Genomic DNA, 21,643 nt, shown 5'->3' with positions numbered 1-21,643 from the left:
GTTGCCCGTTCGCCGCACGTCCACCGCCCGATTCTCGCTCTGCGTGACAAGACAACAATCTGTTATTAACTATCAAGATATTTGAGAACCCTCTTGCGAGGCGCTGGGAAGTTGTGGGAAAAAGAACGCTAGAAAGGGGGAGGGGCGGGCTCGAGGAAAAAGGCGTGCCCGAAACTTCGCCTGCTTGGCCCAACGTTGTTTGCTGTGGGTGATGGTGCGGTCACCCTGGGGAGGTGGCAGCTCACTCGCGCGGGTGTTCGGGCGTGGGGTGTGCGACCACCAGGCCGTTGGGCGTTATGGTGCGCGGGTGTCCGTCGCACGCGCCGAACGACTTGTGAACCTGGTGCTGTGCCTGCTCTCCACGCGGCAGTACCTCAGTGCGGAACGCATCCGGTCCATCGTGCCCGGTTATGCCGACGCGCCATCCGACGACGCCTTCTTCCGGACCTTCGAGCGGGACAAGACCGAGCTCCGCGAGCTGGGCATCCCCCTCGAGGTGGGCCGCAACAAGGTCGACGACCCCGTGGACGGCTACCGCATCGCCCGCCGCGACTACGAGCTCGGTGAGATCGACCTGGAACCGGACGAGGCGGCCGCGGTGGCACTGGCCGTGCGGCTGTGGGACTCGCCCGAGCTGACCGGGGCCGCGCACGGCGCCCTGCTCAAGCTGCGCGCGGCCGGGGTCGACGTCGACGAGAGCGCGCCCACCGCCGTCGAGTCCAAGGTGCGCACCACCGAGCCCGCTTTCGGCCCGCTGCTCGCGGCCGTGCAGGCCGGGCAGGCGGTGTCCTTCGACTACCGCAAGCACAACCCGGTCGAGGTGCGCGCGCGGGAGCTCGAACCCTGGGGCGTGGTGTCCTGGCGCGGCCGCTGGTACGTGGTCGGGCACGACCGCGAGCGGTCCGCCCCGCGCTGCTTCCGGCTCAGCCGCGTGGTCGGCGAGGTGCGCAAGGTCGGCAGGCCCGGGCAGGTGCACCGACCGGATGACGTCGACCTGCTGCGCTTCGTGGCCAGCAGCTCCGGGGAGTCGCAGCCCTCGCCCGCGGTGAAGCTGTGGGTCGCGGACGGGCGCGGCGCCGGGCTGCGCCGGTGGGCCACGGTCGTGCGGCGGCACGAGGTCGACGGGGTGCCCGGTGACGTGGTCGAGCTGGAGCTGGCCTACCCGGACACGGCGGCGGGCTGGATCGCCGGGTACGGCGCCGACGCGCTGGTGCTGGAACCGGACGTGCTGGCCAAGGCGGTGCGCGAGCGGCTGCTGGCCGCCGCCGAGGGCCCGGAGCGGCGGACCCGCCTGGAGCCCGCGATCGAGGGGAACGGGGTGGCCCGGTGAGCGGCGCGCAGGACCGGCTGTCGCGGCTGCTGGCGCTGGTGCCGTACTTCCTGGCGCGGCCGGGCATCCTGATCGACGAGGCGGCGGCCACCTTCGGCATCACCCCGAAGCAGCTCCGCAAGGACCTCGAGCTGCTGTGGATGTGCGGGCTGCCCGGCTACGGCCCCGGCGATCTGATCGATATCTCCTTCGACGAGGACACCGTCACCGTCACCTTCGACGCGGGCATGAACCGCCCGCTCCGGCTGACCGGCGCGGAGGCGACCGCCCTGCTGGTCGCGCTGCGCGCGCTGGTCGACACGCCCGGGGTGGACGACGCCGACGCCGTGCGCCGGGCGGTGGCCAAGATCGAGGCCGCCGCGGGCCAGGCCACCCCCGCCGGGGTCGCCGTCGGGTTGGGCGTGCGCGAGGGCGCGCGGTCGACCAAGCGGGCCAGGGACGCGGTGCAGGCGGCGCTCTCGGCGGGCCGGGCGCTGCGCATCACCTACTACACCGCGTCCAAGGACGAGATCACCGAGCGCGTGGTCGACCCGATGCGCATGCTCATCGTCGACGGCCGCGGCTACCTGGAGGCCTGGTGCCGCCGCGCCGAGGACGTGCGGCTGTTCCGGGTCGACCGGGTCGACGAGGCCGCGGTGCTGGACGAGGCCGCCGCGCCGCCGCCCTACGCCGAGCCGACCGACACCTCCACCGGCCTGTTCCGCTCCGCCCCCGACCAGCGGGTCGCGGTGCTGGTGCTGGGGCAGGAGGCCCGCTGGGTGTCGGAGTACTACCCGGTGGAGGACCCGGAGGAGCTGCCGGACGGGCGGTTGCGGGTGCGGATGCGCTACGCCGACACGTCCTGGGTGGTGCGGCTGCTGCTCGGCCTCGGCGGCGAGGTCGCGGTGGAGTCGCCGGTGGAGCTGGCCGAGGTCCTGCGGGCCCAGGCGGCGGCGGCGGTCGCCCGGATGGACCGCCACCTGGCGTCCACCTGACCGACAGGTCCCGCACGCACGAGGCCGCGCGGTGCGTTGCCTGCCAACGGGTAAGGTGGGCCGCGTGTCGTACCTGCCGAGTGCGGTGTTGGTCCTGCTGGGGCTGGCGCTGGTGGCCGTGTTCGTCGTGCGCCTGCTGAGGTCGGCGGGACGGACCCGGTCGGCGGCGGAGATGACGAAGGCGGCGGTCGGCGACCGGTCGGGGCTGCTGCGGGCCAGGTCCGCGGCGCTGCGGGTGGCCGTCGCCGAGCGCGTACCATCGACCAGGCGGACGAGACAGGAGGACAGCGATGCCTCTCGGAGCAACTGAGCTGATCATCATCGCGGTGGTGGTGATCCTTCTCTTCGGGGCCAAGAAGATGCCGCAGATGGCCCGCTCGCTGGGCCAGTCGATGCGCATCATCAAGGCCGAGACCAAGGGCATGCGCGAGGACGACGACGGCAAGGGCGGCGCGGTCCCCACGGCCGACACCCCTGCGGCGACCCCGGCGCAGCAGCTCCCCGCGGCTGGTCAGGCGGCGCAGGCGGAGAAGACGCCCGAGCAGCTCAAGGCCGAGGTCGACGAGCTCAAGCGCAAGCTCGCCGCCCAGGAGCAGGCGCAGAAGAACGCGAGCTGAGACCACCCCCGCCCCGGGCGGGGACCGGTCCGACCGCCCACGAGTTGAAGGGTTCGGTTCCCCACGGTGGCGCGCGATCCGCACCGCCGGGCTGAAAGCCGTCGCGAGCAGAGGAAACTCAAGAGCCGCCGGCACAACCCCGACGGCACCATGACACTCAAAGACCACCTCTACGAGCTGCGCAACCGGCTCGGCCTGGCGGTCCTGATCATCCTCGCAGGCGGGGTGTTCGGCTTCATCTGGTTCGCCACGAACCTGGGGCCGGTGCCCGCGCTGGGCGACGTCCTGCTCCAGCCCTACTGCGCGCTGCCCGCCGACATGCGCTTCTCCCCGAACGGCGTCTGCCAGATCCTGCAGACCCAGCCGTTCGAGGCCTTCATGATCAATTTCAAGGTGGGCCTGGCCGCCGGGGCGGTCGTCACCGCGCCCGGCTGGCTCTACCAGATCTGGGCGTTCGTCACCCCCGGCCTCTACGCCAACGAGCGCAAGTTCACCATGATCTTCATCGCCTGCGCCTCCGTGCTGTTCATCGCGGGCGGTGTGCTGGCGTTCTACGTCATCCCGCAGGGCCTCGAGGTCCTGGTGTCCTTCGGCGGGTCGTTCTTCATCACCGCCCTCAGCGGCAGCGACTACATCTCCTTCGTGCTGGTCATGCTGCTCATCTTCGGCGTCAGCTTCGAGCTGCCGCTGCTGGTGGTCATGCTCAACCGGATCGGCGTGCTGCCGTACGCGAACCTGGCCCGCTGGCGCCGGGGGATCGTCTTCGGGCTGTTCGTCTTCGCCGCCATCGCCACTCCGGGCACCGACCCGATCTCCATGGTGGTCCTGGCCGCGGCGATGACGGTGCTGCTCGAACTCGCCATCCAGATCACCCGCGTGCACGACCGCCGCAAGGCCCGCCGGGAGGCGGCCGAGGACCTGGCGGCGGGCCTGGCCGACGACGAGGCGACCCCGGTCGACCAGTTGCGCCCCGACGGGCCTGCCGCCGCGCCCCCGCCCCCGCCCGTCGAGAAGCCGGTCTCCGGCACGGCGGCGCCGGGCAAGGGCGACCAGGGCGAGGGCACGCCCAACCGCGGTTTCGACGACGTCACCTGACCCATCCGGGTCCCTGGGTATCGGGAGGTGCGGGTGGTGGGTCCACGGGTCGCGCTGGCGGTGCACGCGGCGTCCGGGCACGGCTCGGCCGGGCGGCTGCGGCCGCTGGTGGAGCAGCGGCTGCGCGCCGTGGCCGCCGACCTGGTGGTCGTCGAGGCCGACACGGTGCAGCGGTCGCGGGCGCTGATGGTGCGGGCCAAGGACGCCGGGCTGGACGCGCTGGTCGTGCTGGGCGGCGACGGGTCGGTCCACCAGGGTGTGCAGTTCTGCGCCGAGCACGGGGTGGCGCTGGCCGCGGTGCCCGCCGGGACCGGCAACGACCTGGTCCGCGGCCTGGGGATGCCGCTCGACCCGGTGGTGGCGGTGGACGCGGTGGCCACCGCCCTGCGCGTGGGCGCGCGCCGCCGGATCGACCTGGGGCGCGTCGGGGGCGGCGCGTGGTTCGCCAGCGTCCTGTGCGCGGGCTTCGACTCCGCGGTCAACGAGCGGGTCAACCGGATGCGCTGGCCGCACGGCAGGCGCCGCTACGACCTGGCGATCGTCGCCGAACTCGCCGCGCTGCGCCCGCGCACCCTGGTCGTCGACACCGACGCGGGCACCCAGGAGCTGACCGCGACCATGGTCGCCGTGGGCAACACCGGCTTCTACGGCGGCGGCATCCCGGTCTGCCCCGAGGCCGACCCCGCCGACGGCCTGCTCGACCTGACCGTCGTCGGCGAGGTGTCCCGGCTGGACTTGCTGCGCATGCTGCCCACGCTGCGCACCGGCGCGCACACCGGACACCCGGCCGTGCGGACCCTGCGCGCCCGCCGCGTGTCCCTCGGCGGGGACAACGCCTGGGTCGCCTACGCCGACGGCGACCGCATCGGCCCGCTGCCCATCGTCGCGGAGTGCGTCCCCGGGGCCCTCGAGCTGGTCGGCTGACCCGGGTCCTGTCGCGGTTGTGGACACTCGCCGGGCGCCGGGCGGCAAATGTCGTCTGTGGTTGTCGGTGTTGTGTGGAAGTCTTGTGGGGTGTCTGATGGTTCTCCCTTCCCCCCGGCCGAGCGGTACGCGGCGGCGCGGCGCAGGTCGGCGACTCCCCGGTTGACGGAGTTCGCCGCCGAGCTGTCCTTCGAGATGGACCCTTTTCAGGTCAGCGGCTGCGAGGCGCTCGAGAGCGGCCACGGCGTGCTGGTGTGCGCCCCGACCGGCGCGGGCAAGACCGTCGTCGGGGAGTTCGCCGTGCACCTGGCGTTGGCGGAGGGGCGCAAGTGCTTCTACACCACGCCGATCAAGGCGCTGTCGAACCAGAAGTTCGCTGACCTGACCGCCCGGTACGGGGCGAAGTCGGTCGGCCTGCTCACCGGTGACACCTCGATCAACGGCAGCGCGCCCGTGGTGGTGATGACCACCGAGGTGCTGCGCAACATGCTCTACGCCGAGTCCTCGGCCCTCGACGGCCTGGGCTACGTGGTCATGGACGAGGTGCACTACCTCGCCGACCGGTTCCGCGGTGCGGTGTGGGAGGAGGTCATCCTGCACCTGCCGGAGTGGGTGACCCTGGTGAGCCTGTCCGCGACCGTGTCCAACGCCGAGGAGTTCGGCGAGTGGCTGGTGGCGGTGCGCGGCGACACCACCGTGGTCGTCGACGAGCACCGGCCGGTGCCGCTGTGGCAGCACATGCAGGTCGGGTCGCGCATCCTGGACTTGTTCGCGGGCGAGGACACCGGCGGCGAACTCAAGATCAACCCGACCCTGGTGCGGCGCGCCGAGGAGGTCGGGCGGGTGCACTCGACCTGGCACAACCCCAGGGCGCGCGGCGGCCGGGCGGCGGGGTCCAGGGGGCCGCGGTTCAAGCCGCCGTCGCGGGTGGAGGTGGTGGAGCGGCTGGGGGCCATGGACCTGCTGCCCGCCATCGTGTTCGTCTTCTCCCGGGCCGGGTGCGAGGCGGCGGTGACCCAGCTCGCCCGGTCCGGCCTGCGGCTCAACTCCGAGGAGGAGGCCGCCGAGGTGCGCGGGATCGTGGAGTCCAAGACCCGCGACCTGCCCGACGGCGACCTGACGGTGCTGGGCTACTGGGAGTGGCGCGACGCGCTGGAGCGCGGGTTCGCGGGCCACCACGCCGGGATGCTGCCCGCCTTCAAGGAGACCGTCGAGGAGCTGTTCGTGCGCGGCCTGGTCAAGGCCGTGTTCGCCACCGAGACGCTGGCGCTGGGCATCAACATGCCCGCCCGCACCGTCGTGCTGGAGCGGCTGGTCAAGTACAACGGCGAGGCGCACGTCGACCTGACCCCGGGGGAGTACACGCAGCTCACCGGGCGCGCCGGGCGGCGCGGCATCGACGTCGAGGGGCACGCGGTCGTGCTCTGGCAGCCCGGGATCGACCCCAAGCAGGTCGCCGGGCTGGCCTCCACCCGCACCTACCCGCTCAAGTCGTCGTTCCGGCCCGGCTACAACATGGCCGTCAACCTCGTCGACCGGCTCGGCGCGCAGGCGGCGCGCGACATCCTGGAGCAGTCGTTCGCCCAGTTCCAGGCCGACCGGTCGGTGGTGGGCCTGTCGCGCAAGGTCGACCGCAACCGCGACGCGCTCGCCGGGTACGCCGAGTCGATGACCTGCCACCTCGGCGACTTCGCCGAGTACTCGTCGCTGCGCAGGCAGATCTCCGACCGGGAGAAGGCGCTCTCGCGCCAGTCCCGGTCCGCCGGGCGGGCCGAGGCCGCGCACTCGCTGGAGCAGTTGCGCAAGGGCGATGTCATCGCCGTGCCGACCGGGCGGCGTTCCGGGCTGGCCATCGTGATCGACCCCGGCCTGCACCCGACCGACGAGCCGCGGCCGCTGGTGGTCACCGAGGACCGCTGGGCCGGGCGGCTGTCGGTGGCCGACTTCCCCGGCCCGGTCTCGGCGCTGGGCCGGGTGCGGCTGCCCAAGCAGGTCGACATCCGCTCCCCGCGCTCGCGCCGCGACCTGGCCTCGACCCTGCACGCCAGCGGCATCGAGATGCCGGTGCGCGCGCGCCGGGGCCGCGGCCGCGGCGGCGCGGACGAGGAGGACGCAGACCTGGCCGCGCTGCGCCGGGCGATGCGCGCCCACCCCTGCCACGGCTGCCAGGACCGGGAGGCGCACGCCCGCTGGGCCGACCGCTACCACCGGCTGCTGACCGAGACCGAGTCCGTCGAGCGCAAGGTCGCCGCGACCACGCACACGCTGGCCAGGGCCTTCGACCGCATCCGCGGCCTGCTCGCCGCCCGGGGCTACCTGGCCCCCGGTGAGGGTGAGCGGGCGGGGGAGCAGGTGGTGACCGAGCACGGGCGGCGGCTGGCCCGGCTGTACTCCGAGTCCGACCTGCTCGCCGCCGAGTGCCTGCGCAACGGTGTCTGGGCGGGCCTGCCCGCCCCGGAGCTGGCCGCGGTCGTGTCGTGCCTGGTCTACGAGGCGCGCCGGGACGGGCCGATGGAGTCGCGGCTGCCCGGCGGCGCGGTGGCCGACGCGGTCGCCGAGACGGCCAAGCTGTGGGCGGAGCTGGAGGCCGACGAGCGCCACCACCGGCTCGAGCGCACCCGCCAGCCCGACCCCGGCTTCGCCTGGACGGTGCTGCGCTGGGCGCGCGGTGAGTCGCTGGAACGGGTGATCAACGCCGCCGAGTCGGTGGGCCTGGAGCTGTCCGCGGGCGACTTCGTGCGCTGGTGCAGGCAGGTGATCGACCTGCTCGACCAGATCGCCACCGTGGTCGGCCGGGGGGACCCGGTCGGCAAGGCCGCGGACGAGGCGGTGCGGGCGATCCGCCGCGGGGTGGTCGCGCTGGCCACCACGTGACGGCTTGGTCGTCGTCCGGTGGCGCTCACCCGGGTCGGCCCACGTCGGGGTGCGGGTGGGTGCCGTGGGCCTGCCTGTGGTTTGATCGCGGGGGAAGCGGTGGCATGGGGGAGCAGCCTGCTCGGCCACGCGACCCCGATACCTGGTGGAGGCGTACACGATGAGCAGCCCCTACGGGCCGTCCGGTGGGCAGGACCCCCAGCAGCCGTGGGGGCAGCAACCCTACGGCGGCAACCCGCCGGGGACACCGTCCGGCGGTTTCCCGCAGCAGGGCCACCCGCAGCCAGGGCAGTCCCCGTACCCGCCGGAGCAGGGGCAGTACGGGTACCAGCAGCCCCAGCCGACCCAGCAGCAGCCGCAGTACGGCCAGCAGCCGCCCCAGCAGGGCTACGGCGCGCCGCCGCCGCAGCAGCAGCAGGGGTATGGCCAGCAGCCGCAGTACGGCGGGTACAACCCGAACCAGCCGGGCCAGCACCAGCAGCCCTACCCGGGCGGCGCCCCCGCGAAGAAGTCCAACGCGGGCGTCTGGGTGGCCGTGGTGGCCGTGGTGCTGTTGGTGGGCGTCGGCGCGGTGCTGGCGTTCGTCGCGCCCGGTTTCGCCAACAAGACCGTGTTCGACCAGACCGCGGTCCAGGACGGCGTCAAGGGCATCCTCACCGGCAAGTACTCGGTGGAGAACGTCGAATCGGTGACCTGCCCGGCCGACCAGGAGGTCAAGGCGGGCGGCAAGTTCACCTGCGAGGCGACCATCGACGGCGAGAAGCGGACCGTGAGCATCACCGTCCGCACCGACGACGGTGAGTACGAGGTGGCCCCGCCGTCCGACGGCTGAGGCACGAGCAGGACAGACCGGGTGCGCGCGACGTGAAATCGAGTCGCGCGCCCCTGGTGCGTCCGGGCAGGATCGGTGCTGTGGGTGACTTGGAGATCCGGCCGCTGCTCGACGCCGAGCACCGCTCGTCGCTGAACCTGTTCTTGAGGTCGATGCACCGCCCGCCGGTGGACGACGCCGCGTGGGACGCGTACGCGGGCACCTTCGAGCCCGGCCGCACCCTGGGCGCGTTCGCGGGCGAGGAGCTGGCGGGCACGGCGCTCGCCTGGTCGTCCTCGTTGCGGGTGCCCGGTGGCGACCAGCTCGGCATGGCGGCGATCAGCCGGGTGGGCGTCCGCGCCGACCACCGCCGCCGCGGCGCGCTGACCGGCTTGATGCGCGCGCTGCTGGCCGACGCCGCCGAGCGCGGTGAGCCGCTGTGCGGCCTGCAGGTGTCGGAACCGGTCATCTACGGCCGCTTCGGCTTCGGTCTGGCCTCCCGCCTGGACCGGGTCACCGTGCGCGCCGACCTCGCCCGTTTCCACCCCGGCCTGCCCGCGGGCGGGCGGGTGCGCCTGGTCGACGGGACCCGCGAGGAGATCGTCGACGTGCTGGCCCCGCTGCACGACCGGTGCGCCGTGGGCCGGACCGGGGCCATGGTCCGGGCCCGGCCGATGTGGGACGCGCTGTTCGGCTGGATGGAGCGGCCGCTGCGCGCGATCGTCCACACCGGACCGGACGGCGACGACGGGGCCGCGCTGTTCATGAGTTCCCGCACGCCGGGCTCGTTCGGGGCGCGCTTGGACGTCGTCGACTTCGTCGCGGCCGACACGGGGGCGGCGATCGGGCTGTGGCGGTTCCTGCTGTCCATCGACCTGGTGCGGGAGGTCTTCGTGTTCGCACGGCCCACCGACGAGCTGGTCGCCGACATGTTCGTCGACCCGCGCGCGGTCACGTCCCGCGTGAGTGGCGACGACCTGTGGCTGCGGCTGGTCGACGTGGAGCGGGCGTTGCGGGCGCGGTCGTGGGCCTGCCCGCTGTCGATCGAGGTGCGGGACGCGCTCCTGCCGGGGAACTCCGGCGTCCACCGCGTCTCGGAGTCCGGTGTGGAGCGTGGCGGGGGCGCGGCGGACATCGTCGTGGACGTGGATGTGCTGTCACAGCTCTACTTGGGCGCCACCTCGGCCACGTCGCTGGCGGGGGTCGGGAGGCTGACGGCGGCGAGCCCGGAGGCGTTGGCCCGTGCCGACACCGCGTTCGCCCTCGCCGAGACCGCCTACTCCGGGACGTCGTTCTGATGGGCCCGGAGGTCCGCCCGCTCGGCGAGGACGACCTGCGCGCCTCGTACGAGCTGTTCCTGCGCTCCTTGCTGGTCAACCCGGTCAAGGACGCGGAGTGGGAGGTGCTGGTCCGCTCCTACCAGCCCGGGCGCGCGTTCGGGGCGTACCTCGACGGCACGTTGGCGGGCACGGCGATGACCTGGGGGTCGGCGCTGCGCGTGCCCGGCGGCGCCGACCTGCCCACCGCCATGCTGACCAGGGTCGGCGTGCGGGCGGACTTCCGCCGCCGCGGCCTGCTGACCGCCCTGATGCGCGCCACCCTGGCCGACTCGGTCGAGCGCGGCGAGGTGTTCTCCACCCTGCACGCCTCCGAGCCGGTCATCTACGGCCGCTTCGGCTACGGCGTCGCCACCCGCGCCCCCCGCGTCGCGGTCCGCACCGGCGTCCCGTTCGCCCCCACCGCGCCCACGGGCGGCCGGGTCCGCCTCGTCGAACAGGACGAGGCCGTCGCCGTCCTGCCCGACCTCTACGCGCGCGTCGGCCGGACCCGCCCCGGCGCCCTGGCCCGCCCCGCCCAGTGGTGGCGCACCGCCCTCGAACGCCCAACCGACGACCTGCGCTTCGTCATCCACGCGGGCCCCGACGGCGACGACGGCTTCGCCGTCTTCTCCACCGTGCGGGACAACCCCGACGGACCCCGCCTGGACGTCCCCAACCTCGTCGCCGCCGACGACAACGCCGTGGCGGGCCTGTGGCGCTTCCTGCTCTCGATCGACCTGGCCGCCGAGGTCAGCACCTGGGCCCGGCCCCCGGACGAACTGGTCCGCGCCCTGTTCACCGACCCCCGCGCCATCACCGACGAAACCCTCAACGACGACCTCTGGCTCCGCGTCGTCGACGTCCCGCGAGCCCTCGCCGAACGCACCTGGGCCGGCCCCACCGTGATCAAGGTGAACGACCCCCTCCTGCCCGCCAACGCAGGCGTCTACACCGTCTCGGAGTCCGGCGTGCACCAAGGACCCGCCGACCCCGACGTGGAAGTCGACGCCGATGTCCTGGCCCGCCTCTACCTGGGCGAGTGGTCAGCCACGGCCCTGGCCGCCGTGGGCAGGCTCCGCGCCCGCTCCCCGGAAGCCGCCGCCCGCGCGGACCGCGCCTTCCGCCTGCCCCGCCCAGCCTGGTGCGGCACCTACTTCTGAACACGCCCGGGCGTGTCCGCCGGGTCATGGTCGTGTTTGTCTGGGGTGGTTCGGATCCAGTCGATGGTCTCGACGATGTCGTTGGTGGCCTGCCAGTGCAGGGCGAGTTTGTCGTAGCGGGTCGCGGCGGCGCGATCTGCTTGCGGTGGTTGATTCCCCGTTCGACTTGGTTGCGCCGCTTGTGGGCATCGGTGTCGAAGGACGGGGGCCGCCCGCCGGTCGATCTTTGGCGCTGCCGGTTGGTGACCTGATCCCGTCGCTGGGGGCTCACAGCTTCGTGTCCGCGGCCTGGCCGGGGGTGGCATGGGTCGACGGTGATCGGCCCCGGGACCGGTCCAGCCCTGGGGCTGCCGGCGATTGGGCCGAGGTCACCCCCGGCCTCGGCGCGGCCTTGGACCTGTCGCTTGAGCCGCGCCCACGTCCCGTCGGCCACCACGGCCCTGCCCTGGTATCGGCGACAACGGGATCCGTCAGATCACCGTGCGCCACACGACGAGCTGATCAAACCCCTCGATCAACGTTCCGGCGGACACGCCTTAGCCGCGCACGGCCTTCAACAACCGATCAACGGCGCTGCCCAGGTTCCACTCGTCCCGCAGCGCCTCGACCCGGGCCGTGTCGACCTCCCGGGGCAGTGCCGGGTCACCCGTCCACTCGCACTCGACGTCGGTCGCCACGCGGACGACGCGGGGCGCGTTGGCCAGGTACTCGGCGTCGCGCTCGAAGGCGGTGCGCACCTTGGGCGGCACCTCGCTGTCCCCGGCCGCGGCGGCGTCTACGAGGGCTTGCAGGGAGCCGAACCTGGTGATCAGCTTGGCCGCCGTCTTCTCGCCGATGCCGGTGATGCCCGGCAGGCCGTCCGAGGGGTCGCCGCGCAGGACGGCCATGTCGGCGTAGGCCAGGCCCTCGGCGGGGAGGCCGTACTTGGCCGCGAGGTCGTCGGGTCCGATGACCTCGGCCTTGGACCAGCCGCGGCCGACGTACACCACGCGCACCGGCGTCGGGGTCTCGCGCACGCACTGGAACAGGTCCCGGTCGCCGGTGACGACCTCCACCGGGGCCGCGGACTCGCGGTGCGCCAGCGTCCCGATCACGTCGTCGGCCTCGTACCCCTGGGCCTGCGCGGTGGCGATGCCCAGCGCGTCGAGCAGGTCCAGGATCACCGGCACCTGCGGGGTCAGCGTGTCCGGCACCTCCTCGGCGTTGGCCGCCGGGTCGGCCACCCGCTGCGCCTTGTAGCTGGGGATCGCCGCCACCCGGAACTCAGGCCGCCAGTCCGCGTCCAGGCAGGCCACCAGCCGCGAGGGCTTCCGCTCGGTGATGACCTGGGCGATCATCCCCGCGAACCCCCGGACCGCGTTGACCGGCATCCCGTTCGGCGCGGTCATCGACTCCGGCAGGGCGAAGAACGACCGGAAGTACAAGCTGGCGGAGTCCAACAGGACCAGGGGGCTGCTCACAGGGCGCAGCTTAGGCCGCCCGCGCCCGCGCGGGCGCTACGCTCTCCCCATGGGCGGCGCATCGGTGTACTCGGAGCGGATCGCGCGTGCGCGGGATGCGGCGCGGGCCGCCGGGACCGGGGCTCTGGTGATCGCGCCGGGCGCGGACCTGCGCTACCTCGTCGGCGGCGCCGTGGGCAGCCACGAGCGGTTCACCGGTCTGGTCCTGCCGGTCGACGGCGACCCGGTGCTGGTGGTGCCCAAGCTCGAGGCCCCCGGCTACGACCGGCTCGACCTGCCCGGGCTCGGTGTCCGGACCGCGACCTGGGTCGACGGCGAGGACCCGCACGCCCTGGTCGCCCGCCACGTCGGCGCGGTCGAGGCCGTCGCGCTGGGTGACATGCTGCCCGCCGTGCACGTGCTCGGCCTGCGCGCCGCGCTGCCCGGGGTCGAGCAGCGCCTTGCCGGACCGGTGCTGCGCGAGCTGCGGATGCGCAAGGACGCCCACGAGGTCGAGCAGTTGCGCGCCGCCGGGGCGGCCATCGACCGGGTGCACGCCAGGATGGGCGAGTGGCTGCGGGTCGGGCGGACCGAGGCCGAGGTCGCGGCCGACATCCGGGTGGCCATCGTGGCGGAGGGGCACGCCGAGGTCGGGTTCGCCATCGTCGGCTCCGGGCCGAACGGGGCCAGCCCGCACCACGACGTCTCCGACCGGGTGATCGCGGCGGGCGACGTGGTCGTGGTCGACATCGGCGGCGCGCTGCCGTCGGGCTACTGCTCCGACAGCACCCGCACCTACTCCCTCGGCGCCCCCGCGGACGACGACGTCCCCGCCACCTACGAGACGCTGCGCGCCGCCCAGGCGGCCGCCGTCGCCGCCGTCCGCCCGGGGGCCACCGCGGAGTCCATCGACGCCGCCGCCCGCGACGTGCTGGTCGCCGCCAAGCTGGGGGAATTGTTCATCCACCGCACGGGCCACGGCATCGGCATCGAGGGCCACGAGCACCCCTACATCGTCGCGGGCAACGACCTGCGCGTGGCGGAGGGCATGGCGTTCAGCATCGAGCCGGGCGTGTACCTGCCCGGCCGCTGGGGCGCGCGGATCGAGGACATCGTGGTGGTCACCGACAACGGCGTCGAGTCGGTCAACCTGCGCCCGCACGAGCTGGTGGAGCTGCCCGCGTGAGAGAGCTGGAACCGTTGGACAAGGCCATCGCGCGGGAACTGGCCGCGGACGGGCGGTGCTCGTTCACCGACCTGGCCGAGCGGGTGGGCCTGAGCGTGTCGGCGGTGCACCAGCGGGTGCGCAGGCTCGAGCAGCGCGACGTCATCCGCGGCTACAAGGCCCGCCTCGACGCGCACGCCATCGGCCTGCCGCTGACGGCGCTGATCTCGCTGACCCCGATCGACCCGGCCGCGCCGGACGACTACCCGCAGCGGCTGGAGCACCTGCCGGAGATCGAGTCGTGCTACTCGGTCGCGGGCGAGGAGTCCTACGTCCTGCTCGTCCGGGTGGCCACCCCGGCCGACCTGGAGGAGCTGCTGCGCAAGATCCGCGAGGCGGCGAAGGTCTCCACCCGCACCACCGTCGTCCTGTCGACCCCGTACGAGGGCCGCTCACCCGCGCTCTAGGCGGAGCCGCGCGAGCTGGGTCCCCGGCACGTCGATTGTCGCCGTCCGCACGAACCCCGCGCTCTCGTACAGCGCGATCGCAGGCGTGTTGGCCGCGCCCGTGTGCACCTCCACCGGGCCCGATGTCGCCGCCAAGACCGCCGTCAGCAGCGCGCGGGCCAGTCCGCGGCGGAACCAGTCCGGGTCGACGCACAGCCGGTCGACGTCCACGCCCCCGGCCGACTCGGTGAACCCGACGAAGGCCACCACCGGGTCGCCGACCCCCAACCACCGCAGCGGCCGCGCCCGCGTCTGGGCGGGCGTCTCGTGCAGCGCCGGGATGCCGTCGAAGCCGATGATTTCGGCCTCGACCCGGTAGGAGCGCAGGCCGACGGCGTGCACCGCGTGCGCGGTGTCGTCGTCGGACAGGTCCAGCTCCACGATCCGCACGGCGCCCCCACATCGTCCCGAGTGGACTCGAGCGTACCCGCGGAGAGAAACGTCGCACCCTGCGCCGGGTCGGGGTGTGGTGTGCTGGCGGCATGGGTGACCAACTCTCCGCTCAGCTCCCCGTCGTCGTCGACCTCGCCGAGACCGTCGGGGCCATGCAGTTGGCCCGGCGCGGGTCGGTGGTCGCCACCGAGGCCAAGGCGCACGCCAACGACCTGGTCAGCGAGGTCGACCGGGCCAGCGAGCGGGTGATCGTCGACGCGCTGACCGCCGCGTTCCCCGACGACGGGCTGCTCGGCGAGGAGGGCGCCAGCAGCACCGGGAGCAGCGGCAGGCGGTGGGTCATCGATCCGCTCGACGGCACCCGCGACTACCTGTCCGGCTGCGGGCAGTGGGCGGTGAGCATCGGCCTCGAGGACGCGGACGGCACCCCGCTGCTAGGGGTTGTGCACGACCCGGTCAACCGCGAGACGTTCACCGGCGTGCGCGGCGGGGGAGCCCACCTCAACGGCGCCCCCATCACCGCCTCGACCCACGGCGACCTGGGGTCGTCGCTGATCGGCTTCTGCTACAGCACCTCGCCGGAGTGGAAGCGGCGGATGGCCCCCGTGCTGGGCGGCCTGCTCACGGTGGTCGGCGACCAGCGCAAGGTGCCCGCGGCGCTGCACCTGGTGTACCAGGCCGCCGGGCGGATGGAGGGCGGCCTGACCATGGGCACCGCGCTGTGGGACGTCGCCGCGGGGTGGCTCATCGCCGCCGAGGCGGGGGTGCGGGTGGCCGCCACCGGGCCGGACGTGGTGGTGACCGGGTGCCCGGCGGTGTGGCCGTCCCTGGTCGCGGCCCTGGAGTCGGTGGGGGTGGATGTTCCGACTTCCGGCGGATGTGAGATGTCGGTGGGGTAGGTGACACTTCTCGTCGAAGGCTGTCGGCGGTGCCATGAGGGGGTACGCGATGCTTCGTCGGGTGGTGGCCGCGCTGTGCGCTGTCGCGCTGGTGCTGGGGTTCGCCCCGGCGCAGGCGTCGGCGGTGGTCCGGGGGGGATGTCGCCGACCTGTTGCGCGCGGTCCCCGGCCTGACCGTCTGGGAGTCGCCGACGCCGCCGGAGGGCTACCGGTTCTTCCTGCTGACCATCACGCAGCCGGTCGACCACCGCGAACCCCGCGGGGCGACGTTCGAGCAGCGCTTCCAGTTGCTGCACCGCGACACGGCCCGCCCGATGGTCCTGCACACGACCGGCTACGACATGCCCACCACAGCCTTCCGCTCCGAGCCGACCCGGCTCGTGGACGGCAACCAGATCTCGGTGGAACAGCGCTTCTTCAGCCCCTCGCGGCCCGACCCCGCCGACTGGGACAAGCTCACCATCTGGCAGGCGGCGAGCGACCACCACCGCCTCGTCGCGGCGCTCAAGGGGGTCTACACCTCCAAGTGGGTGTCCACCGGGGCGAGCAAGGGCGGCATGACCTCGGTCTACCACCGCCGCTTCTACCCGTCCGATGTGGACGGAGTGGTCGCCTACGTCGCCCCCAACGACCGGCTCAACCGCGAGGACAGCGCCTACGACCGCTTCTTCGCCACCGTCGGGACCCCGCGGTGCCGCTCGGCGCTCGAGGCCGTGCAGCGCGAGGCGCTGCTGCGCCGCCCCGAGATGATCGCGCTCTACGAGGCCGCCGCCGAAGCCGGGGGCTGGACCTTCACCGACGTCCTGGGCTCCATCGACCGCGCCTTCGAGATGACCGTCCTCGACACCGGCTGGGCCTTCTGGCAGTACTCCACCATCGACGACTGCGCGCACGTCCCACCCAGCACCGCCCCCACGGCCGACCTGTACGCCTTCCTCGACGGGGTCGCGGGCTTCTCCTTCTACAGCGACCAGGGCATCACCCCGTACGCCCCGTACTACCGCCAGGCCGCCACCCAGCTCGGTTGGCCGGAACCCCGCTTCCCCCACCTGCGCGGCCTGACCAGGCACCCCGGCCTCTACCAGGCCAACTCCAGCCTCCCCCGCGACCTGCGGGCCCGGCACCAACTCCTGCCCATGCTCGACGTCGACCTCTGGGTCCGCACCCAAGGCGCCAACTTCCTGTTCATCTACGGCGCCAACGACCCGTGGGGCGCCGAACCCTTCACCCCCAGCCGCCACGACTCCCACTCCTACACCGCCCCAGCCGCCAACCACGGCGCCGCCATCGCCGCCCTCACCCCAGCGGACCGGGCCGCGGCGACCGCGACGCTGCTCTCCTGGACGGCCCAGCCCACCGCCCGCGTCGCACCGCTGGCGCCAGGCTCGTTGGACGCCGCCGACCCCCGCATGCGGCGCCGACCGCTCTGAGCCGCCTCGCGGGCCCAGGCGCGACGGTCTGGGGACCATGCCCGAGTTGTCCACAGGCAAGATCGACTTTGGGGTGGAATCGGGGCTCGGCCGGTAGAATGGGCTGAGGGCCGCCCCCAGTGGTGTGGCGGGGCTTGGTGTCGCGCGTGGTGGGTGTGGACGAGGGGTGGATCTTCGTGCCGTCGCGGAGGCGGATGGCGATCTCGTTGGTCTTGGTGAGGAAGATGGCCGATCAGGGGATGTCCCAGTGCTCGACGCGGTTGACGACGACGAGGCCGCGGGTGGTCCCCACGACGCGGGGGTGGACCGCCAGGAGCCTGATGCACCAGGCGATGGCCGTGCTGGTCTCGTGCCTGCTGACGTCGATGACCTTCAGGGCCTCCCTCTCCGCCACCCCCTTCATCGGCGGCGGTCTGCGGGGTGTTGCTATCATTAACTGGCGAGTCAGTTAATAAATGGGGGCGGCATGGCGCGCAAGGCCGATCCGGAGCGGATCGCGCGGCAACGCGAGGTGATCATCAAGGCGGCCGCGCTGCTGTTCGGGACGCGGGGGTTCGAGCGGACGACCGTGGCCGAGGTGGCCCGGGCGGCGGGGCTCAGCTCGGGGAGCGTCTTCTACTACTTCGCCGACAAGAACGCGCTGTTCCGGGCGGTCTTCGAGTACGACCTGCCGGTGGTCGAGGCGCTGATCGCCCGACACGCCGACGCGGCGGACCCGGTGGCGGCGGTCCTGGACGTCGTCGCGGAGCTGGGCGCGGACGCCGCGGTGCCGGAGGCGTCCGGGCTGCTGGTCGAGGTGCTGCGGCGGATCGACCAGGACCCCGAGCTGCTGGCCGTCGTCGAGCGCGCCGAGACCACCATCCGCACGGGGCTGATCCGGCTGATCCAGCGCGGCATCGATGCCGGGACGGTCGACCGGGCGCTGGACCCGGTGGAGACCGCCGCCTGGTTGCAGGCCGTGGTCGACGCCGCCTACCTCAACGCGCGCCCGGGCCGCTCGCCGGTCCCGGAGCTGCGCCGCACCGCTTCCACGTACCTGGCGCCCGGGAGGGCCGATGAACACCACTGATCACGACACCACCGTCATCATCCCCACCACCTGGCTTCTGCCGTTCCCCGTGGGTGGCGCGATCGTCGGCGGACTCCTGGGCCTGGGCGTGCGCCCCTTGGTCGATTGGCTCCTCGACCTGGTCGACGGCGCCCCGGCCCCGCTGCGGCTGGCGGCCGAGCTGCCGCTGCCGTGGGCCGTCGTCGTCCTCGCGGTCGTGGGCGCGGCGCTGGGCGGCTGGGTGGCGGGCTCTTGGCGCGCCGACAACCCGACCGTGGAGCTCAGTGACGTCCGGGCGCTGATCCGCTTCAAGGGCAAGACATGGCGCGCCGCGCGAGCCGAGACCTCCGCGGTGTTCAGCGACGGTCACGACCTGGTCGTCCTCGACACCGCGGGCGCCGAGACGACCAGGCTCAAGGTCGAACAGGCGCTCGTCGGACGCCTGCGCACCGCCTTCGAGCGCCACGGCTTCCCCTGGCGCGGTGCCGATCCGCGCGATCAGCACTGACCGACGACCATCGCCAGCGTTGGGTCGCCCTCCCCGGCGAGCGGCGTCGGCTGGGGACATTGACGGCTCGCCCGAGGGAAGCCTCGCGCTACACCACATGAGGCGCTATCCGTCAAGCGCGGCCACGACGTCCGCCATGACGCGCTGCCAGTGCTCCCGCTGCTGTTCCCGCTGCGCGGCGCTGGACATGCGCTCCTGGTGGAAGCGCAGGGTGGTCTTGCTGTTGGCCGCAGGGGAGAGGGTGAACTGGACAACCGTGTCGCCGTGGGTGACGCGAACGCGCTCGTTGACGCGGTATCCGCGCACCTCGCCCACTACGCCCGCCGCCGTCCCGTAGGACGTGCCGGGCTCGGGGGACAAAGTCGCGCCGGGGCCCAACCACAGGGCAAGTCCCTCGTCGCCGGTGAGGAAGGTCCAAACGGCCTCGGGTGGGAACGGCACGGTGCGCGAGACACCGATCTGCCACCCGGCGTCCTTGGTCAGCCCGACGGGCATGTCACTCTCCTTCGGTCTGCCGGGCGCGCAGAGCCCGGGCCTTGCTGCGGGTGCCGCAGCGCTGCATCGAGTACCACCGGCGGCGTCCCGCGCGCGAGGTGTCCACGAAGACCAGTTGACAGTCGTCGGTGGAGCAGGTGCGCATCCGGTGGGCGAACGGGCCGGTCGGCGGATCCACCGCGTCCCGGGCGACGGTGGCGAGCAGGTGCCCCCCGTCGCGCCCGCACCCCACACCCGAGTGTCGTCCACGGCGGCGGGGCCAGGGGGCGTTCGGCGGCGGTGCGGTTGACCACGTCGAGGTCGGCTTGCTCGGGCCGATCGGCACGTGCAATCTGCCACAGGGCGTCGCGGAGCGCCCTGGCCGCGTCGACCTGCCGCGGCGTGATCGCCAGGTCCGGGGTCGGGTCGAGCCGGGGGCGCCCCGCCCAGGCGGCGCGGTCGTCGGGGGAGTGCGGCACCGGTCACAGGCGGGAGAGGTGGCGGTCGAGCAGGACGACGGCGTCCGCGCCGGTGCGGTGCCCCAGCAGGACGGCGTCGCCCAGGCCGCCGACCAGGGCCAAGAGCAACTCGGCTTCGCCTGCCGGGTCGTCGTTGTCGGGGTGCTCGTCGGCGATCTTCGCGGCGATGGAGGCGCGGAGCAGGGCGTGGCCCGCGCGGAAGCGTTCGGCGATCACCTCGTCCTTGAGCGCGCGGACCAGGAACGCGTTGGCCACCAGCGCCGCCATGCGGCCCTCGACGTCGAGCGGGAGCAGTGCGACGACGGTGTCGCGCAGGTTCCGCCCGGCCACCCGGTCCTCGACCTGGGGGCGCAGTGTGGTCGTCGCGTGCCGCAGCATGGCGTCCTTGCTCGGGAAGTAGTGCTGCACCAGCCCCTTGGAGATCCCGGCCTCACCTGCCACCTCGCTCACGCTGACCGCCTCGAGGCCCCGGTCGGCGGCGATGCGGCGCACGGCGTCGGCGATGACGCCGCGACGTTCCTCGTGGTCCACGCGTTTCGGCACGGGTCCAGCTTTTCACGATACAAACGGATTGCCAAGCGCGGCGCCACGGGTTACGATACGAACGTATCGCCAAACACCGGGGGACTGAGATGCAGATCGGACGATTCCGCTCACCGGAGCACCGCGCCGCGTACGACGCCGCCTACGACCGCGGCCTCGCCGCCCTGCCACCGCCGACAGGCAGGCACGACATCACCACCGGTTTCGGGACCGTCCGCGCCTACCGCTTCGGCGATCCCGGTCCCGAGCCCGCCGTGTTGCTGCCCGGACGCGCAGGGACGGCGGCGATGTGGGAACCCAACCTGCCGGCCCTCGCCGCCCGCGGCCCGGTCTACGCGCTGGACCTCGTCGGCGAGCCGGGGCGCAGCGCGCAGACCGCGCCCATCCGGGGCGCCGAGGACCAAGCCGCGTGGTTGTCGCAAGCGCTGACCGAGCTCGAGGTGTCCCGAGCGCACCTCGTCGGCTACTCCTTCGGCGGGTGGCTGGCGGCGAACCTGGCCGTGCGGGCCCCGGAACGGGTCGCCTCGCTGGTGTTGATCGACCCGGTGCACACCTTCGCCCGGTTCCCACTCGCCCTGCTCGTCCGCAGCGCGCTCACCACCGTGCCCGGCGTGCGCCGCTGGGCCCGGCCGTCCTTCCTGCGCTGGATCGCCGACGGGGCCGAGGTCGCCGCGGACGACCCGGTCGCCGCCCTGATCGACGAGGGCATGCGCACCTACCGCACCGCCCTGCCCACGCCGATGCCCTTCACCGACGACCAACTGCGCTCCCTGCGCGTGCCCGTCCTGGCGCTGCTGGCCGGGCGCAGTGTCATGCACGACGCCCGCCGCGCGACCGACCACGCCCGCCTGGTGCCCGACATCCGCGCCGAGCTGTGGCCCTCGGCCACGCACGCCATCGCGGGGGAGTCCGCCGAGGCGGTCAACGACCGGGTGCTGGCGTTCTGGGCCGAGGTCGGACGGTGACTGCCTGATGGGCCCCATCGGCATGCTCGCGTGGGATGTCGGCGCCCCGCTCGCCGCCTACTACGGCCTGCGCCTCGCGGGAGCCGACGAGCGCTGGGCGCTGCTCGCGGGCGCGCTGCTGGCCGCGGGTCGCCTCGCCTGGACCGCTGCTCGCCGTCGCCAGGTCGACGGGGTGGCGGGCCTGCTCGCCACCATCCTCGCGGTCAGCCTCCTGCTGTCGTTCGTCACCGGTGATGTGCGCACCCTCCTGCTCAAGGATTCCGCCGCCACCGCGGCCGCCGGTCTGGTCCTGCTCCTGAGCCGCACCCCGCTTGTCCTCACCGCCGTGCGCGCCACCTCGACCCCGTCCAAGCGCGCCGAGATCGACCGCCTCCACGCCGAGTCCCCCGGCTTCCGCCGCGCCTTGATCCGCGTGTCCAAGGTCTGGGGCCTGGGCCTCCTCGCCGACGCCGTGGTCCGGCTGCCACTGGTCTACCTGTTACCCGTCGACTGGGTCCCCGTCGCCAGCCTCGTCCTCCTGCTCGCGGTGATCACCGCTCTCTGCGTCTGGACCGCGTGGTACGCCGACCAGGCCCAGTCCCGCCACGGCGCCCGGGTCGACCAACAACGCCTCGGTCCCGACGATGGGGCCATCGACGTCAACACGTCGGCAAGCCGTCCCTAAGCGATGTCTCGTAACTGATCTTGTGT

General features: G+C 73.3%; 24 protein-coding genes. 18 read left to right on the top strand and 6 right to left on the bottom strand.

All coding sequences use genetic code 11. The features are described 5' to 3' along the window. Positions 1–307: 307 nt before the first annotated feature. The 10 genes from GCL84_RS14465 to GCL84_RS14420 all read left to right on the top strand — a co-directional run bounded on the left by GCL84_RS14465 (position 308) and on the right by GCL84_RS14420 (position 11,104). Positions 308–1,330, top strand: coding sequence for a helix-turn-helix transcriptional regulator (locus tag GCL84_RS14465; protein ID WP_156755977.1), 1,023 nt, complete (start codon positions 308–310; stop codon positions 1,328–1,330). After that, the gene (locus GCL84_RS14460; protein WP_156755976.1) at positions 1,327–2,304 is read left to right on the top strand and encodes a helix-turn-helix transcriptional regulator; all 978 of its coding nucleotides are present in this window, start codon (positions 1,327–1,329) and stop codon (positions 2,302–2,304) included. The genes GCL84_RS14465 and GCL84_RS14460 overlap by 4 nt, the downstream gene beginning before the upstream one ends. Positions 2,305–2,368: 64 nt before the next feature. Then, positions 2,369–2,614 carry a bacteriophage holin gene (locus GCL84_RS14455; RefSeq protein ID WP_156755975.1) on the top strand — a complete coding sequence of 82 codons (246 nt, stop codon included), beginning with the start codon at positions 2,369–2,371 and terminating at the stop codon, positions 2,612–2,614. Then, entirely contained in the window at positions 2,595–2,921 is a 327-nt protein-coding gene (gene tatA / locus GCL84_RS14450; protein ID WP_156755974.1) for a Sec-independent protein translocase subunit TatA, read from the top strand. Before GCL84_RS14455 ends, tatA begins: the two co-directional genes overlap by 20 nt. Positions 2,922–3,071: 150 nt before the next feature. Continuing rightward, on the top strand, positions 3,072–4,016 hold the full coding sequence (gene tatC / locus GCL84_RS14445) for a twin-arginine translocase subunit TatC (RefSeq protein WP_156755973.1): 945 nt from the start codon (positions 3,072–3,074) through the stop codon (positions 4,014–4,016). 36 nt (positions 4,017–4,052) lie between these two features. Continuing rightward, positions 4,053–4,940: a diacylglycerol/lipid kinase family protein gene (locus tag GCL84_RS14440; protein ID WP_156755972.1), complete on the top strand. Its 888-nt coding sequence runs from the start codon at positions 4,053–4,055 to the stop codon at positions 4,938–4,940. A gap of 90 nt (positions 4,941–5,030) precedes the next feature. Beyond that, positions 5,031–7,814, top strand: a complete 2,784-nt coding sequence (locus GCL84_RS14435) for a DEAD/DEAH box helicase (protein WP_235926249.1) — start codon at positions 5,031–5,033, stop codon at positions 7,812–7,814. A 160-nt stretch (positions 7,815–7,974) separates the two neighbouring features. Beyond that, on the top strand, positions 7,975–8,646 hold the full coding sequence (locus GCL84_RS14430) for a DUF4333 domain-containing protein (RefSeq protein ID WP_156755970.1): 672 nt from the start codon (positions 7,975–7,977) through the stop codon (positions 8,644–8,646). An 80-nt stretch (positions 8,647–8,726) separates the two neighbouring features. Beyond that, entirely contained in the window at positions 8,727–9,923 is a 1,197-nt protein-coding gene (locus GCL84_RS14425; protein WP_197523245.1) for a GNAT family N-acetyltransferase, read from the top strand. Further along, positions 9,923–11,104, top strand: a complete 1,182-nt coding sequence (locus GCL84_RS14420; RefSeq protein ID WP_156755968.1) for a GNAT family N-acetyltransferase — start codon at positions 9,923–9,925, stop codon at positions 11,102–11,104. The genes GCL84_RS14425 and GCL84_RS14420 overlap by 1 nt, the downstream gene beginning before the upstream one ends. 536 nt (positions 11,105–11,640) lie before the next feature. Here GCL84_RS14420 and GCL84_RS14415 read toward each other — a convergent pair. Beyond that, on the bottom strand, positions 11,641–12,564 hold the full coding sequence (locus tag GCL84_RS14415; RefSeq protein WP_156755967.1) for a 5'-3' exonuclease: 924 nt from the start codon (positions 12,562–12,564) through the stop codon (positions 11,641–11,643). A gap of 49 nt (positions 12,565–12,613) precedes the next feature. On the opposite strand from GCL84_RS14415, the gene GCL84_RS14410 reads away from it, so the two are divergent. Both GCL84_RS14410 and GCL84_RS14405 read left to right on the top strand, forming a co-directional pair. Next, entirely contained in the window at positions 12,614–13,729 is a 1,116-nt protein-coding gene (locus GCL84_RS14410; protein ID WP_156755966.1) for a M24 family metallopeptidase, read from the top strand. Continuing rightward, positions 13,726–14,175 (top strand): Lrp/AsnC family transcriptional regulator, encoded by a 450-nt coding sequence (locus GCL84_RS14405; protein WP_156755965.1) that lies wholly within the window; start codon positions 13,726–13,728, stop codon positions 14,173–14,175. Before GCL84_RS14410 ends, GCL84_RS14405 begins: the two co-directional genes overlap by 4 nt. Here the strand turns inward: GCL84_RS14405 and GCL84_RS14400 are convergent. After that, positions 14,161–14,604 (bottom strand): GNAT family N-acetyltransferase, encoded by a 444-nt coding sequence (locus GCL84_RS14400; RefSeq protein ID WP_156755964.1) that lies wholly within the window; start codon positions 14,602–14,604, stop codon positions 14,161–14,163. The genes GCL84_RS14405 and GCL84_RS14400 overlap by 15 nt on opposite strands. A 92-nt stretch (positions 14,605–14,696) precedes the next feature. Between GCL84_RS14400 and GCL84_RS14395 the strand changes: the two genes are divergently transcribed. Continuing rightward, positions 14,697–15,506: an inositol monophosphatase family protein gene (locus GCL84_RS14395; protein ID WP_156755963.1), complete on the top strand. Its 810-nt coding sequence runs from the start codon at positions 14,697–14,699 to the stop codon at positions 15,504–15,506. Between the two features lie 152 nt (positions 15,507–15,658). After that, entirely contained in the window at positions 15,659–16,936 is a 1,278-nt protein-coding gene (locus tag GCL84_RS14390; RefSeq protein ID WP_197523244.1) for a S28 family serine protease, read from the top strand. Positions 16,937–17,168: 232 nt separating this feature from the next. On the opposite strand, the gene GCL84_RS14385 is transcribed toward GCL84_RS14390, so the two are convergent. Then, on the bottom strand, positions 17,169–17,339 hold the full coding sequence (locus GCL84_RS14385) for a hypothetical protein (RefSeq protein WP_156755962.1): 171 nt from the start codon (positions 17,337–17,339) through the stop codon (positions 17,169–17,171). 63 nt (positions 17,340–17,402) lie between these two features. Between GCL84_RS14385 and GCL84_RS14380 the strand changes: the two genes are divergently transcribed. After that, the gene (locus GCL84_RS14380) at positions 17,403–18,005 is read left to right on the top strand and encodes a TetR/AcrR family transcriptional regulator (protein ID WP_156755961.1); all 603 of its coding nucleotides are present in this window, start codon (positions 17,403–17,405) and stop codon (positions 18,003–18,005) included. Then, positions 17,992–18,492 (top strand): YqeB family protein, encoded by a 501-nt coding sequence (locus tag GCL84_RS14375; protein WP_156755960.1) that lies wholly within the window; start codon positions 17,992–17,994, stop codon positions 18,490–18,492. The genes GCL84_RS14380 and GCL84_RS14375 overlap by 14 nt, the downstream gene beginning before the upstream one ends. A gap of 105 nt (positions 18,493–18,597) precedes the next feature. On the opposite strand, the gene GCL84_RS14370 is transcribed toward GCL84_RS14375, so the two are convergent. The 3 genes from GCL84_RS14370 to GCL84_RS14360 all read right to left on the bottom strand — a co-directional run bounded on the left by GCL84_RS14370 (position 18,598) and on the right by GCL84_RS14360 (position 19,988). After that, positions 18,598–18,987, bottom strand: a complete 390-nt coding sequence (locus tag GCL84_RS14370; protein ID WP_156755959.1) for an SRPBCC family protein — start codon at positions 18,985–18,987, stop codon at positions 18,598–18,600. Position 18,988: 1 nt separating this feature from the next. Continuing rightward, positions 18,989–19,219, bottom strand: coding sequence for a CGNR zinc finger domain-containing protein (locus GCL84_RS30035; RefSeq protein WP_156755958.1), 231 nt, complete (start codon positions 19,217–19,219; stop codon positions 18,989–18,991). A 229-nt stretch (positions 19,220–19,448) separates the two neighbouring features. Next, entirely contained in the window at positions 19,449–19,988 is a 540-nt protein-coding gene (locus tag GCL84_RS14360) for a TetR/AcrR family transcriptional regulator (RefSeq protein WP_156755957.1), read from the bottom strand. Between the two features lie 89 nt (positions 19,989–20,077). Between GCL84_RS14360 and GCL84_RS14355 the strand changes: the two genes are divergently transcribed. Together GCL84_RS14355 and GCL84_RS14350 are read left to right on the top strand one after the other, a co-directional pair. Then, a complete protein-coding gene (locus GCL84_RS14355; protein WP_156755956.1) occupies positions 20,078–20,953 on the top strand; it encodes an alpha/beta fold hydrolase in 876 nt (291 codons plus the stop codon). 7 nt (positions 20,954–20,960) lie between these two features. Next, entirely contained in the window at positions 20,961–21,617 is a 657-nt protein-coding gene (locus GCL84_RS14350; protein ID WP_197523243.1) for a VC0807 family protein, read from the top strand. The last annotated feature ends 26 nt before the right edge of the window (positions 21,618–21,643 follow it).

This window comes from Actinokineospora pegani (assembly GCF_009745975.1).
Lineage (GTDB): Bacteria > Actinomycetota > Actinomycetes > Mycobacteriales > Pseudonocardiaceae > Actinokineospora > Actinokineospora pegani.
This window is presented reverse-complemented; position numbering and strand designations above follow the sequence as displayed.

Coding starts and splice junctions, on each gene's coding strand:
- GCL84_RS14420 (WP_156755968.1), top strand. CDS start 9,923: ATGGGCCCGGAGGTCCGCCCGCTCGGCGAGGACGACCTGCGCGCCTCG.
- GCL84_RS14410 (WP_156755966.1), top strand. CDS start 12,614: ATGGGCGGCGCATCGGTGTACTCGGAGCGGATCGCGCGTGCGCGGGAT.
- tatA (WP_156755974.1), top strand. CDS start 2,595: ATGCCTCTCGGAGCAACTGAGCTGATCATCATCGCGGTGGTGGTGATC.
- GCL84_RS14430 (WP_156755970.1), top strand. CDS start 7,975: ATGAGCAGCCCCTACGGGCCGTCCGGTGGGCAGGACCCCCAGCAGCCG.
- GCL84_RS14380 (WP_156755961.1), top strand. CDS start 17,403: ATGGCGCGCAAGGCCGATCCGGAGCGGATCGCGCGGCAACGCGAGGTG.
- tatC (WP_156755973.1), top strand. CDS start 3,072: ATGACACTCAAAGACCACCTCTACGAGCTGCGCAACCGGCTCGGCCTG.
- GCL84_RS14355 (WP_156755956.1), top strand. CDS start 20,078: ATGCAGATCGGACGATTCCGCTCACCGGAGCACCGCGCCGCGTACGAC.
- GCL84_RS14370 (WP_156755959.1), bottom strand. CDS start 18,987: ATGCCCGTCGGGCTGACCAAGGACGCCGGGTGGCAGATCGGTGTCTCG.
- GCL84_RS14375 (WP_156755960.1), top strand. CDS start 17,992: ATGAACACCACTGATCACGACACCACCGTCATCATCCCCACCACCTGG.
- GCL84_RS14395 (WP_156755963.1), top strand. CDS start 14,697: ATGGGTGACCAACTCTCCGCTCAGCTCCCCGTCGTCGTCGACCTCGCC.
- GCL84_RS14385 (WP_156755962.1), bottom strand. CDS start 17,339: ATGAAGGGGGTGGCGGAGAGGGAGGCCCTGAAGGTCATCGACGTCAGC.
- GCL84_RS14350 (WP_197523243.1), top strand. CDS start 20,961: ATGGGCCCCATCGGCATGCTCGCGTGGGATGTCGGCGCCCCGCTCGCC.